This window comes from Devosia sp. SL43, assembly GCF_021729885.1.
In the GTDB taxonomy this organism is placed as follows: domain Bacteria; phylum Pseudomonadota; class Alphaproteobacteria; order Rhizobiales; family Devosiaceae; genus Devosia.
In genome coordinates this window covers 1,319,774-1,332,120 of the sequence record NZ_CP063401.1, presented here as the reverse complement: position 1 = coordinate 1,332,120, position 12,347 = coordinate 1,319,774, and the positions used below count along the sequence as shown (strand labels likewise).

The 12,347-nt window shown below is 62.8% G+C and carries 15 protein-coding genes; 2 read left to right on the top strand and 13 right to left on the bottom strand.

The features are described from left to right. Positions 1 to 56 precede the first annotated feature (56 nt). The 6 genes from IM737_RS06580 to IM737_RS06555 all read right to left on the bottom strand — a co-directional run bounded on the left by IM737_RS06580 (position 57) and on the right by IM737_RS06555 (position 4,622). Positions 57 to 713 (bottom strand): hypothetical protein, encoded by a 657-nt coding sequence (locus IM737_RS06580; RefSeq protein WP_236899122.1) that lies wholly within the window; start codon positions 711 to 713, stop codon positions 57 to 59. 70 nt (positions 714 to 783) lie between these two features. After that, positions 784 to 2,169: a type IV secretory system conjugative DNA transfer family protein gene (locus IM737_RS06575; protein WP_236899121.1), complete on the bottom strand. Its 1,386-nt coding sequence runs from the start codon at positions 2,167 to 2,169 to the stop codon at positions 784 to 786. Next, entirely contained in the window at positions 2,166 to 2,393 is a 228-nt protein-coding gene (locus IM737_RS06570) for a hypothetical protein (RefSeq protein ID WP_236899120.1), read from the bottom strand. Before IM737_RS06570 ends, IM737_RS06575 begins: the two co-directional genes overlap by 4 nt. Beyond that, positions 2,393 to 2,881 (bottom strand): hypothetical protein, encoded by a 489-nt coding sequence (locus IM737_RS06565; RefSeq protein ID WP_236899119.1) that lies wholly within the window; start codon positions 2,879 to 2,881, stop codon positions 2,393 to 2,395. Before IM737_RS06565 ends, IM737_RS06570 begins: the two co-directional genes overlap by 1 nt. Before the next feature lie 23 nt (positions 2,882 to 2,904). Further along, positions 2,905 to 4,173, bottom strand: a complete 1,269-nt coding sequence (locus IM737_RS06560; protein WP_236899118.1) for a relaxase/mobilization nuclease domain-containing protein — start codon at positions 4,171 to 4,173, stop codon at positions 2,905 to 2,907. Further along, positions 4,170 to 4,622 carry a hypothetical protein gene (locus IM737_RS06555; RefSeq protein WP_236899117.1) on the bottom strand — a complete coding sequence of 151 codons (453 nt, stop codon included), beginning with the start codon at positions 4,620 to 4,622 and terminating at the stop codon, positions 4,170 to 4,172. Before IM737_RS06555 ends, IM737_RS06560 begins: the two co-directional genes overlap by 4 nt. Before the next feature lie 221 nt (positions 4,623 to 4,843). Here IM737_RS06555 and IM737_RS06550 point away from each other — a divergent pair, with 221 nt between their 5' ends. Next, positions 4,844 to 6,052 carry a helix-turn-helix domain-containing protein gene (locus IM737_RS06550; protein WP_236899116.1) on the top strand — a complete coding sequence of 403 codons (1,209 nt, stop codon included), beginning with the start codon at positions 4,844 to 4,846 and terminating at the stop codon, positions 6,050 to 6,052. Between the two features lie 16 nt (positions 6,053 to 6,068). Here the strand turns inward: IM737_RS06550 and IM737_RS06545 are convergent, their stop codons facing one another. From IM737_RS06545 to IM737_RS06515, 7 genes are all read right to left on the bottom strand, one after another. Next, the gene (locus IM737_RS06545; protein ID WP_236899115.1) at positions 6,069 to 6,686 is read right to left on the bottom strand and encodes a Vgb family protein; all 618 of its coding nucleotides are present in this window, start codon (positions 6,684 to 6,686) and stop codon (positions 6,069 to 6,071) included. Positions 6,687 to 6,697: 11 nt separating this feature from the next. After that, a complete protein-coding gene (locus tag IM737_RS06540) occupies positions 6,698 to 6,853 on the bottom strand; it encodes a DUF1127 domain-containing protein (RefSeq protein WP_236899114.1) in 156 nt (51 codons plus the stop codon). Positions 6,854 to 6,983: 130 nt separating this feature from the next. Then, positions 6,984 to 8,108, bottom strand: a complete 1,125-nt coding sequence (locus IM737_RS06535) for an epoxide hydrolase family protein (protein ID WP_236899113.1) — start codon at positions 8,106 to 8,108, stop codon at positions 6,984 to 6,986. Between the two features lie 76 nt (positions 8,109 to 8,184). After that, entirely contained in the window at positions 8,185 to 8,850 is a 666-nt protein-coding gene (locus IM737_RS06530; protein ID WP_236899112.1) for a helix-turn-helix domain-containing protein, read from the bottom strand. A gap of 114 nt (positions 8,851 to 8,964) precedes the next feature. Then, positions 8,965 to 9,798, bottom strand: a complete 834-nt coding sequence (locus IM737_RS06525; RefSeq protein ID WP_236899111.1) for an alpha/beta hydrolase family protein — start codon at positions 9,796 to 9,798, stop codon at positions 8,965 to 8,967. 141 nt (positions 9,799 to 9,939) lie between these two features. Continuing rightward, complete coding sequence (locus IM737_RS06520; RefSeq protein WP_236899110.1) at positions 9,940 to 10,281, bottom strand: hypothetical protein; 342 nt, start codon at positions 10,279 to 10,281, stop codon at positions 9,940 to 9,942. Positions 10,282 to 10,303: 22 nt separating this feature from the next. After that, the gene (locus IM737_RS06515) at positions 10,304 to 11,287 is read right to left on the bottom strand and encodes an NAD(P)H-binding protein (RefSeq protein WP_236899109.1); all 984 of its coding nucleotides are present in this window, start codon (positions 11,285 to 11,287) and stop codon (positions 10,304 to 10,306) included. A gap of 91 nt (positions 11,288 to 11,378) precedes the next feature. Here IM737_RS06515 and IM737_RS06510 point away from each other — a divergent pair, with 91 nt between their 5' ends. Then, on the top strand, positions 11,379 to 12,347 hold the full coding sequence (locus tag IM737_RS06510) for a LysR family transcriptional regulator (protein WP_236899108.1): 969 nt from the start codon (positions 11,379 to 11,381) through the stop codon (positions 12,345 to 12,347).

Genomic DNA, 12,347 nt, shown 5'->3' with positions numbered 1-12,347 from the left:
CTCACTCAAGCTTGCATCGGCTTTCCGGCGCATTGCCTTGGTGAGCGTCCACCTAACTACTCGCCGCCCTTCGCCTTTTGCACATAGGTATCAGCCATCTGGGTAGTGTCTACAAACGCCGAGAAACGGGCTGATTGGCGAGCAATCGCTGCTAAATGCTTCTCAATGTCCTCAAGAGACTGAGAGACTTTTCGTTCGTTCGATTTTTCTAGAACGCCCAGAAGACCCGCGAACTGGCGGATGTCGATAATGTTCTCACGCTTGAGCTTAGACCCGAACACGTCTTGGTAGGTGATGCGAACCGTGAAAGGCTTGAGCGGTCCGATGTCGGCCTTATCAACCTGGCCATAGAGTCGAAAGCTAATCCCTATCAACGCCTTGATTTTCTCGTCCTGCGGCAACACTGCAATCGCCGTACGCTCTGCGTCGTTCAGCAGTAATGCGTCGTGCGCTTTGAAGTCTTCCTCATCGTACAAGAACTCAAAAGCCACCTTGAAGGCCGGGCCTCTTCCGACGTTCGCAAGGATGAAGTGAACACCACCATGGCCGTCTGGGTGTGGCAACAAATAGGCTACCACCTCAGGTGAAGATCCCGCTTTTCTCAAGGAGCGGTTCTCAAACCAGAGAATACCCGTGAGAATTGCAAGAATCGCCGTTGCAGCAGCGGTAATGAGGTTCGCGTTTGTGTTTAAGTCGGCGAGGAATTGTTGCATGCCCAATTGTACCACTTTACTTTGTGGATAGAACACAAATCCGCTGAATCTAGCTGGTGATCCACAGCAACTAGGTGAAGTTTAGCCATCCATATTTGTCCGGCTTTAGCCGCACGTCGCGGAGCATGGCCGCCATTTCAGGACGTTCCCAAAAGTTCGGAACATCGACCGTAAAAAACCCATGGTCGCGCGATTCCAGCAGCGCCTTTTCGCCGCCCGTGGCCGCGCGAATGTCTTCCACCTGTAGCAAGGGCCGCGATTGTTCCGAGAGGTTATCGCCCGAGCCGTTGACCTGGTTGTTGTTGACGTTGAAGCCGCGCACCATGACCGACGTTTTGCCGGATCGATGTTCGATCTCGCGCAAGGCGTCGTTGTCAGGCAGGCCGCGATAGAGAGTATGCGCCACGGCCTTCTTCCATAGCCGCGCCGTTTCCTTGCCGTAGCGCGTTTCAATCTGCGCCGAGGCGTTTTGAAACACGCCCAGAAAGTTAATCCCGCCCTGACGATACAGGGTCAGGATTTCATAGAAATTGCTGACATAAAGCTGGCCCCACTCTTCGCCGACGACCAACGCCCGCAGCGGGCCATGCGCATCGGCAAAGCGCTCGATGACCGCCGCCGTCATCGCACCAACTAAGGTGCGGCTGGTTTCGCTGCGGGCCGAGCCGATGATGAACAGGGCTGTGCGCTCATGCTTCATCTCGGCGGGGTCGAAGGAATTCCGTTCGGTAATAGCGCGCGCGGCAGAACCGCGCTGAAATCCTTGCAGCCGTTCGATGATGACCGAGGAATAGGCGTTCCACTGATCCTTGGATTCAGTCAGGCTGGCAATCTGGCGCAGCATTCCGGCGTCATCTTCCATCCGGTTATCGCTGGCCCAGACCAGCAGGTCATCGCGGATGTCTTCACGCCCGCGTCCGAAGAAATCCCACAATCCCCCAGGCGTGCACGGAAAGCGGGGTGACGGATAAAGGGCCGCGCGTTTGTTGTAGGACGCCAGCATTGTCCGCACGCCTTGACCGATCCACCGATTGCGCGCGTCCGCATCGATGGGCACCAGATAGCTTGCCGCGTCATAGGCCGCTTCACCGACAATACCGCGAAGCTGCGGCTGCGCAGCGACTTCCACCAGCCGCGTATTGAAGTTGTAGCTTTCCGATGGGTAGCCGTAGAGCTGTCCGGCATTGATAAAGCGTGCCTTGTAGCCCTGACGCTCCAGCGTCTTCCACGACACCCAGGCCAGTTCGGCATCTTTGGGGTCGGTGATGATCTTGGTCAGGTGCGCGGTTCTGGGCGATACCAGATTTACGCCCAGAAACCGCGCCAGTTTTCCTTTGCCTGCCTGCGCATCGATGGCGACAGGTTCCGTGTCGTCATAAACCAGCGGACGACCGTTCAAAAATCCCAGCTCGATACCGCGCCGGATTCTGCGCGCAGGATGCGTGAGCGCGTTCACAGCAGCCCCGATTCATCGAGACTGTCTTCATCATTGAGCTTGGCATGCCCCAGCGAGCCGCTGGGGTTGGCGCTCAGCATGGCGTGGAGCTGGGCGGCGGCTTGCGCCTCCGCCCTTACTCTGGCCACACGCGCTTGCGCCGCATCGTCCCACGCTTTGCGCTGCTGGGCGTGGGACTCGAACATCCAGAAGAACTGGTAGATTTCCGTGATGCGGCTGAACATCACCGTTCCTCTTCATCATCCCAGCGGGCGAATTCGAACGGCTGCTGCTCGGGAGGGGAAACCGGTTTAGGAGGTATCACGGTCAGTTGGGACGCCTGTTCGGCCTCCGCCGCTTCATTGGCTTCCCGGACCTTTTCGATGATGAACTCGATGCCGACAGAGCCGATCATGTAGCCGCCAATGAACAGATAAACGAACCACTCGTCGCGAACTCCGAAGTCGAAAAGCGGGGCCAGGGCGAGGGCGGCAAAGGGAAGCAGGAACGTCCCAATGATACCGCGCAGCAGGAAGGAGCGCGCTTCATGCGGCTCTATCGTGATTTTGCCGATGCGCAGCGGCTTCCACAACGCCAGCAACGCCATCACGCTGAGCACCGCTGTAAACAGCGCCAGCAGGATAAAAACCGCCGCCGCCATAAACACAAAACCTGCAAAGATAAGGCCGAGACCGATGGCGATACCCGTCGATTCATCATTCTTTCCGGACATCATTCGCTCCTGTGGTTGAGGTCCTATCGTTCGAGCCGCAGCCCGAGCGACACTTCACGCGCTTGCGCCGGTTGGTCGCTGCGGGTGAATTTGAGGTAGCGGCCAACATCGCGCCGCAGCTCCAAAAGCTGCTCTGCCTGCTGACGCCGAAGGTCTTTGAATTGGGTTTGCAGAACGGCGCGCTGTTCGAGCTGCTTCTCGATCAGTTGCTGCCGTGCCAGCGCCTGGCGATCCAGCGTGGCTTTTGCCTCCGCTTCATTGGCCCTTCGCACTTCCTGATACTTGCCCGTAATCCGGTGCCAGATACCGCGCAGGCCCCTGGGCAGGCGCGATTGCCGCTGCCTGTTTTCTTCATCCCATTCGAGTTTTTGACTCTGCTCCAACTTCACGCGAGAGGCGCGGTGAAGCTGTGTCATCTCGGCCTTGTACGCACCCAGCTTGCCGGAGCGCGCTTGGAACTGCTGTTTGGATTCGTCGATGTGGCGACGAATGGCAGGGGTCATGCGCGCGGCGACGGACTTTCTGGTCGCTTCGACGCTGGGCAGGTTTGCCCCGTCACCAAGACGGTCGCGTACATCCTTGGTTTTGAGGTCAAGCATGCGCGGCAGGGCGTAGATTTCCCCCGTATGGTCCAGAACCACGAAGCCGCGCTTGTCGCCCTTGGCGAGAAAGAACCCGCGCTCTTCCAGACTGCGCACCAGCGATTGCTGATTGTCAGATCGCGACCAGCAAGCCTGCACCATCTGCTTGAGCAGGCGCGGATCGACATTCTGGCGTTTGGCCTGCTGCCATTCGGCCAACGTGAAATTGGTGGGGTTGCGCTGCGCCGAATCCAGCATCCCGCGCGGCATTTTCCAGCCGTGCTCAAGATACAGATCGCGGGATACGTCCATGAGCTTGGTTTTGAAGAAGGACATCTTCACTGCCTTCATGGTGTCCGCATCGATGCGGCTCCACACGGCGTGGGCGTGACGTCTTCCGTCCTTTTCGTGAAACACGACAGCGCGGGGCTGGTCTTCGAGGCCCAGCCGCTGCTCGATCGTGGCAATGGCATCCATAAAAGCGGACACCGGCACCCGCGCATCGGCAGGCGGGCTCAAGGACAGCGAAAACAGGTACTGGCTGCACTTGGTACCCTTGGATATGGCTTCGGCTTCCCTGAAGGCGTCCTTCAGGTTGTCGGAGGCAAAGCCGCGCAGATCGTGCAGGCTCATGTGCTCGTTGTCGTCGAGCCGCATCAGATGCACGGCAAGGTTCTGGCCGCTGCCGCGTTGGGACGCTTTGAGGATCATCGGGCGGCCTCCGACTGGTGGCCGAGCGCGATCAGGAACAGGCGGCGGATTTCGCGCACATCGTTCAGGATGGCGAGAAGCTCTGCCTCGGTTTCGGGTGTGACGGGCAGCGTGCCAATGTGGACGGCCTTGGCGAGCTGATTGAGATTATTGAAAAGGTTGGAGCGTCCCAGCAGCGCCAGTGCCCGCGCGTGCGCCTCCCTGTCCTGTATGGATAGGACCTTCCGGCGCACACGCCCCATTGCGATCCCATCAAAGAGCTTTTCCTTGACGTAAGCTCCAAGCGGAGCGCCCGCAGCATCCAAAGCTAAGCGGGCGCGTTCGGCCTGGCTCAGACGGATTGAGAAGGGCGGTTGCCGCTTTTTCCTTGGCTTGCTCCCGCCAATTTCCGAAGCGGCGACGCGAAAAGCAGTCTCGATCTGACTGGCGGATTGGTCGGGCCGCGTCATCGCGGATCAAACGAAGGGGCTTTTATCACGGCCACGCCCTTCGCCTCGAAGAGCAGGTTTAGTGGGGAACTTGGTTCCGCCGCCAATTCCTGCGCGATCTTGAAATCACGCAAGGAAGGTGTAAACCGGCCAGAGGGAACGGGTCCGTCCCGATCACGGCCAAGGTGGCTGGCTTGTGGGCCCACCATTCTCTTGGCGAAATGCTGCAGGGGGATACAGCGATGGATTCCCTGATCAATGCGGCGGCCCTGTCGCTGGCGGCCGGAGATGTGGTCGGGGCGCTCAAGCGCGTCGCCCTGCGCGACGATCCGCCGGCCTTGGCGCTGCGTGGCATTGCCATGGCGCAATTGGGCGACTTCGAACGGGCCAGGGCGCTGCTGAAGGCGGCTGGGCGTGGGTTCGGCAAGGCGGAAGTGGTGGCGCGGGCGCGGTGCGTGGTGGCCGAGGCGGAGATTGCGCTGGTGTCGCGCGATCTGGGCTGGCCGGTCGCTCGGCTAAGCGAGGCGCGGGCGGAGCTTCTGGTGCATGGCGATCGGCATAATGGGGCGCATGCCATCAGCATTGAGGCGCGGCGTTGCCTGCTGTTGGGACAGCTAACCGACGCTGCGTCGGCACTGGCGCAGCTTGAGCCGGAGCGGCTGTCCCCGGCCTTGCTGGCAGGATTTCACCTTGTGTCGGCAGGCATTGCGGCGCGGCAGACGCGGGCGAACGCGGCTCGGTTGGCCCTCGATCAGGCGCAGGCGGCGGCGACGCTGTCGGGGATACCGGCGCTGATCGGCGAAGTGCAGGCTGCAAAGGCGGCGCTGGACATGCCCGTAGGCGTGCTGATCCGGGAGGGCAATCGTCGAGAGGTGACGCTGGACGGGGTCGAGGCGCTGCTGGAGTCAGGGACGCTCGTGGTGGATGCGACGCGGAACGGTTTGCGGCTGCGCGATGCCGTGGTGAGCCTGTCGGGACGGCCGGTACTGTTCGCGCTGCTGCGGGCGCTGGCCGAAGCGTGGCCAGGGGACGTGTCGCGGGAAGGTTTGTTGCGGCAGGCTTTCGGCGCCAAGGAAGCGGACGAGTCGCACCGGGCGCGGTTGCGGGTGGAGATGGCACGGCTTCGGCAGGCGATCGGGTCCTTCGCAGAGGTGTCGGCGACGTCAGGCGGCTTCATCTTGGCGTCGCGAACGGGCAAGGTGGTGCTGCTGGCTTCGCCGCTGGATGGCTACAATGCGGCGATCATGGCGATGCTGGGAGACGGGGAACTATGGTCGAGTTCTGCCCTGGCGCTGGCGCTCGGGACCAGTGCGCGGTCGGTGCAGCGGGCGCTGGCCGAGCTCGAGGCAAGCGGCAAGGCGCAGCCGGTGGGGCAGGGGCGGGCTCGACGGTGGACGCTGGTGACGCTGCCGGGTTTCCCCACGACATTGCTGCTGCCGCAATCGGGGTGATCGCGGCAGCAGGGTCTCAGTTGCGGCGGATGATGCGGACGGCGCCGCTTTCGCCACCGCCGGCGAAGAACCGGTTGGCACCGTCGGATTCGAGGCCGGATACCATCATGCCAGCGGGCATCTCCAGGGATTCCAGCACATTGCCATTGTCCGGCTCGATGCGGGCGATGCCGCTGCTGTCACCGTCGGAATAGCCGTGCCAGAGTTCGCCATCGACCCAGGTGACGCCGGTGACGAAGCGGTTGGCTTGGATGGTCCGCTTGATGGCGCCGGTCTCGGGGTCGATCTCTATGATCTGCCGGTCGCGATACTGGCCGACCCAGAGGGAGCCATCGGACCAGGCAAGGCCGGAATCCCGGCCGGCGCCCGGGGCCGGGATGGTGGCGACGACGGCGCCGGTCTCGGGATCTACCTTCTGGATGACGGCATCGGCGATCTGGAACAGATGCTTGCCGTCGAAGGCGGTGCCGGCATGGGCGGGGACGTCGAACGAGCGACGTTCCTCGCCGGTTTCCGGATCGAGCGAGCGTAGCTTGTCGCCGGTGGCGGCCCAGACATTGCGGCCATCGAAGCTGACGCCGTGGACGTTGCCGAGGCCGCCGAATTCGCCGAGGATTTCTGCTGATTTCTTCATGGCGGGCTCCTTCAGTAGAGGTTGCCGTTGCGGGCGACGAAGAGCTCAATGTTGTCGCGCCGCGCGCCGACATCGTCCAGCCGGTGGTCGTCGAATTCGCGCAGGATGTGGATGGCGCGACGCTGGCCGCGCCAGGACTTGTACTTATGAAACAGGGTCGAAAACATGGTCATCTCCTTTGCAGGTTGGGATTGGTCATCGACCAACTGCGAAAACCCTAGCCGCGGTGTCGGGCAGGGTGGGAGTTACATGTTTGGCGGGTAACGAAACGGCGGCCCGAAGGCCGCCGTTGGCGTTTTAGCGCTTGAGGCCGGAGAAGAAGCTCACAACTTCCTTGGCCCAGACCTCTGGCACCTCCAGTGCGGCGAAGTGGCCGCCGGTGTCGAGTTCGGTCCAGCGGGCGATCGTGTTGCCACCTTCGGCGAAGCGGCGGATGGCGACTTCGTCGCGACCGAAGACGGCGACGCCGGTGGGGACGCCGGAATTCGGCTTGGGCGACCAGGCTTCCGGGTCGTGGGCGTTTTCGTAGTAGAGCCGGATCGACGAGGCGGCGGTGCCGCTGAACCAGTAGACGAGGACATTGGTCAGGAACTTGTCCACATCGATGGCATCGGGGCTGTCGCCGAAGCCGGCGAACATGTCGCCCAGCCAGGCGATGAGGCCTGAAGGCGAGTCGGAGATGCCGTAGGCGACGGTCTGCGGGCGGCTCGACTGCAGGACGTTGAAGCCGAAGCGCTCGGCCATGAACTGCTGCAGGCGTTGCAGGCGGGTGCGTTCGGCATCGGTGAAGGTGGGGAATTCGGACGGCTCGATCGGGCCCATGGGGATGAAGCCCATGGTGGCGGCGTTGACGTGCACGCCGATGACGCGGTCCGGCGCGGCACGGGCGATTGCCGGGGCGATCACGGCACCGGCGTCGCCACCCTGCACGCCGAAGCGCTGGTAGCCGATGCGGGTCATCAGTTCGAGCAGGGCATTGGCGATGCGGCTGTCGTTCCAGCCCGATTCTTTGGTTGGGCCCGAGAAGCCGAAGCCGGGGAGAGATGGGATGACCAGGTCGAAACCGGCTGCGGTCAGCGGAGCGATGACGTCGAGGAACTCGACGAAGGAGCCCGGCCAGCCGTGCAGCAGCAGCAGCGGGGTGGCTTTGGGCGTGCCGGATTTGACGTGCAGGAAGTGGATGGTCTGGCCGTCGATCTCGGTGGTGAACTGGGGATGCTGGTTGATCGCGGCTTCGTGGGCGCGCCAGTCGAAGCCATTGCGCAGGCGATCGATGGCGCGGGTGACGAAGGCAGCGGAGGGGCCGTAGCTCCAGCCGGAATTGGGGATTTCGCTGGCGAGAATGGTGTTGGCGAGGCGCTGGTTCAGGTCAGCCAGCTTGGCTTCCGGGATGGCGATGGTGAAGGGGGTCACGTTGGTCATTTGCTGTCTCCTCGTTGGCGTTGATGCATCCTTTCTAGGGAAGGCCGCGCCGAGGAGATTGAAGATTTCCGACAGTTTATCCGCCAGCAATTTGCCTGGGCGTTTGGCTCATGATTGCTTTGAGGGAGCGGATCATGTGGGGCTGGTCGGAATAGCCCAGGGCGAAGGCGACATCGGCGGCTGGGCGGCCCCGCTGCAGCAGCGAGATTGCCTGCTGGGCGCGTTCGATCTGGGTGAAAGCCTTGTAGGTGAGGCCAGTGGTCTTAAGGAAATGGCGCTGCATGGTGCGCTCGGACATGGCCATGGGGTGGCCCGAGACGACCGAGGCGACCAGGGTATTGTCCTCGACTGCACTGTTGGCGAGGAGATGGGCGACGAAGCTGTCGGCCGTTTCGAGCGTTGGGATTTCCATGACTTCGGTGCCCAGCCAGAAGCGGTCGCGACCGATGGTCTCGAGCAGAACGCCTTCGTCCAGCATGCGTTCGCCGGGCATGAGCGGCATGTAGACGCTGGGCTTGAAGGCGATGGACAGGACTTCGTCACCGTCGCGATAGTGGTGTTCGAAAGACCTTGTGGTCAGGCCGGTGCGCAGCACCATCGCCACATCCTGGGTCTTCATGATGACGAAGTCCCAACAGCCATCGGGTTGCAGCAGGATCGACCCATCGCCGGAGAATGTGGTGCGGGTCACCGACTCCACGACGGGAGATGACCAGCCATCCAGTTTTACGACATCGCGCATGTCACCGGCCCGCATTGTGCGCGGCCAATCTGACGGGGTTTGCCGGATTGCGCAATCGGCGGACGACGAAAAGGGCCGGGAGAACCCGGCCCTGAATTGAGATTTGGCAGAGGCTTAGAGCGTTTCCTGCAGCCAGGCGGTGGTCTTGTCGATGACCTGCTGGCCGATCTCGGGCTGTTCGCTGAAGACGCCCAGCATGTGGTCGGCGCCAGGGATCACCACGGCCTCGGTCTTGCCGGCGGCGAGGCCGACATACTGGTCGAAATAGGCGGCAGCAGGGTCGTCCTCACCGGCAATGGTCAGGAACGGTCCGGTATAGCCGGCGAAGCGGTCGGCGAGATCGTGGGTAGCGACGCTGTCGAAGAAGGCCTGCTTGAGCGAGATCACACGCCAGCCCAGGTCGACGCTGGCAATGCCCTCGGTTTTGGCTGTGTCGTAGAACTCCTGGCCGAGGAATTCGTGGAACTCGGCCTGCAGATCACCCATCTGGCCCCAGACGACGACCGACTTGAAAGCGTCCGGTTCGAGCATGGCGATGGCGGCGCCGAAGCTGTAGCCGATGACGCCGATGCGGTCGGCGTCCACGCCGTCGATACCGGCGAGATAGGAGCGGGCGGCCTCGGCATCGGCAGTCATGCCCTCGAGCGTGGTGTCAGCCATGTCGCCAGTGCTTTCGCCATAACCGCGGAAGTCGATGCGGAGCGAGGCAATGCCCTGGGCGGCGAGGGCGGCGGCCTGCATGGCAAAGAGGCCGCCGACTTCGTCGCGGGAGCTGCCGAAACCATGCAGCATGACCACGGCCTGGCCGGTCGCGCCGGTATCGGGCGTAGACAGGGTTGCCTTGATGCCCTCGGGCAGGTCGACCACGGTCTCGGCGGCGAAGGTGGTGCTAACAAGCAGGGCGAAAGCAACGGCGACGGCGGCGGATTTGGTGCTCTGGATCGACATCTTCATTCTCCGTGTTGGCTCAAGGCCGTGGTTGATGTCGACCAATCTATGGAAGACCGGCGTCACAGGATTGAAGAAATCCGACAACCTTGCGGGGACAGAGTCTGCGCCGACGCGACGTAAGCGATCCGGCCGTTCTGCCTAGTTCCGCCACTTCCAGATCAGCTTGGCGACGATCACCAGAGCCGAGAGCACGATAGCGCCGGCCAAGATCGGGTGAAGCGTCGAGGTGAGGCTGATGCCGAAATCGCCCTTCAGCGCCCAGTTGATCAAGGCGATGGCAAACAGCCCCGAGGTTAGCGCGACCCACCAGCGCAGGGGGCGAACCCTCGTGTCGCGTAGGACACCGACCACCAGGAGCACGACAGGCAGGGTGCTGACCATTGCGAAGCCGGTGAGGATCAACACGGGGATGGCGAAGGCGGACACGGCGAAGTAGCGGGGCGTCTTGTTGTGTGGGTTGGCAGCGGCGTGAGCGGTCATGTCGAAACTCCTTGGTTTGGGTTCAGGCGAGCGACGTTGCGGTATCGAGGGCCTGCGGCAGGCAATTCATGTCGATAAGGGTGGCGCGCATGGCGGCGTCGAGCGGGGTGCGCGGTTCGGGGCCGATCAGCTCGGTGAGGCGGCTATTGTCGAGGCGGACGGGGTGCTTCCAGTATTGGGCGATTTCCGAAGCCTCGCGCGGGAAGCCGCCGAAGGGGGCTGCCAGATGCATGGCCCACCAGGGGAAGGACGAGGTCGCGACATCCGAGCCAATGGCGCGTTTGACCGCGTCGATGAGGTCGTTGCCGGAGGCATCGTAGAGGCCTTCGAATTGGACGCGCTCGAAGGGCAGGAGACGCTCTTCGACGTCGAGCAGCCGGGCAGCGGTTTCGGCGAGGTCGGGCAGGTAGGCCCAGCTGTGTCCACCGGTCTTTGTCATGCTGACGATCCGGGTCACGGGCTTGCTGGGTGTCAACATGGCCATGGCAAACCAGCTGGAGCGGCTGCCGGGGCCGAAGAAATCGCCGGCGCGCAGGATCAGCGACGGGACTTCGGGTGCGGCCTGTTCGAGGCGCCTTTCGAGCTGGACGCGGATGGCGCCCTTGCGGCTGCGTGGGTGCTGCGGGCTCGTGGCCGACAGCAGTGGCGTGCGGGCCGGATCGAAATTGTAGATGGTGCCGGGAAGCAGGATGCGGGCGCCTCCGGCGGCGCGGGCAGCGGCGATGGTGTTGTCGATCATCGGCAGCACCAGCTTTTCCCAATTGGCGTAGTTCGGTGGATTGACGCCATGGACGATGAGGCTGACGCCTGCCGCTGCGGCGATGACGTCGTCGCGTTGCATGGCGTCACCCGAAACCCACTCGATGCGGGCATTGTCCTTGCGGGCGGCCTGGGCGTCGCGGGCCATGCCGCGCACCTGCCAGCCGTGGCGGATGAGGGCTGACGCGATGGCGCCGCCGCTGCCGCCAGTTGCGCCGAGGACGAGGGCTGTCTTGTTGCGTTCCATTTGGGTCACTCCGTTGCTTGCGATTGCGATGACCCGAAAATGCCGCCTGTGGACCTGAAAAGGAATTGCAAGAAATTGTACAGTCGATAGTATGTTTTTTATGAGCAGCGGTGTGGCGTGGGACGATCAGCGGATATTTCTGGCGGTGCTGGAAGAGGGGAGCCTCTCTGGGGCCGCGCGTCGTCTGGGGCTGTCGCATCCCACGGTGCGAAGCCGCATTGAGGCATTGGAGCAGGGCGTGGGGACGGTGCTGTTCACGCGCTCCGTCAATGGGTTGGTGCCAACCGAGACGGCAGAGGCTTTGCGGGAGCCGGCGCGGACCATGGCGATGGCATCGGACCTGTTCGTGCGGCAGGCCTCGGCGCCATCGGGCGAAATTGCTGGAACCGTGCGGATCAGCATGGCCGATATCATGGGGACCGAAGTGGTGCCGGCTATGCTGCGGAATCTGCGGATTCAGCACCCCGCCATTCGGGTGGAATTGTCGCTCAGCAACGCTGCGGCTGACCTGTTGGGGCAAGAGGTCGACATTGCCGTGCGGACCATGACACCCAGGCAGGCGGCGCTGGTGGCCCGCAAGGTGCCGCCGGTCGAGATCGCGCTGTTCGCGTCACTGGATTATGTCGATCGGCGGGGCCTGCCTAGTGGTCTCGACGATCTGGTCAACCACGACATGATCGGGCCCGACCGCAACCGTGCCGACCTGGCGCTTGCAGAGCGGTTCGGGCCAGGGCTCAGCCGCATCGCGATCCGGACCGACAGCCACCCTGCACAACTGGCGGCGGCGCGGGCCGGATTGGGGATAGCGGTGGCGCAGGTGCCGGTCGGCGAGAGTGACCCGAAGCTGGTGCGCGTGCTGCCCGATTTCGTGCTGCATGTGCTCGACACGTGGATCGTGACGCATGAAAACCTGGCGCAGGTGCCGCGGGTGCGCGCAGTGTTCGATGCGCTGGTGGCGGGGTTCGAAGCGCGTGGGCGAAAATTGTTTGTCGAACCGCTGCTCAGCCGCTCGTCGCCAGGGCAGCGGGGCAGTGGTGCGCCAGAACAGTTGGAGATTTGA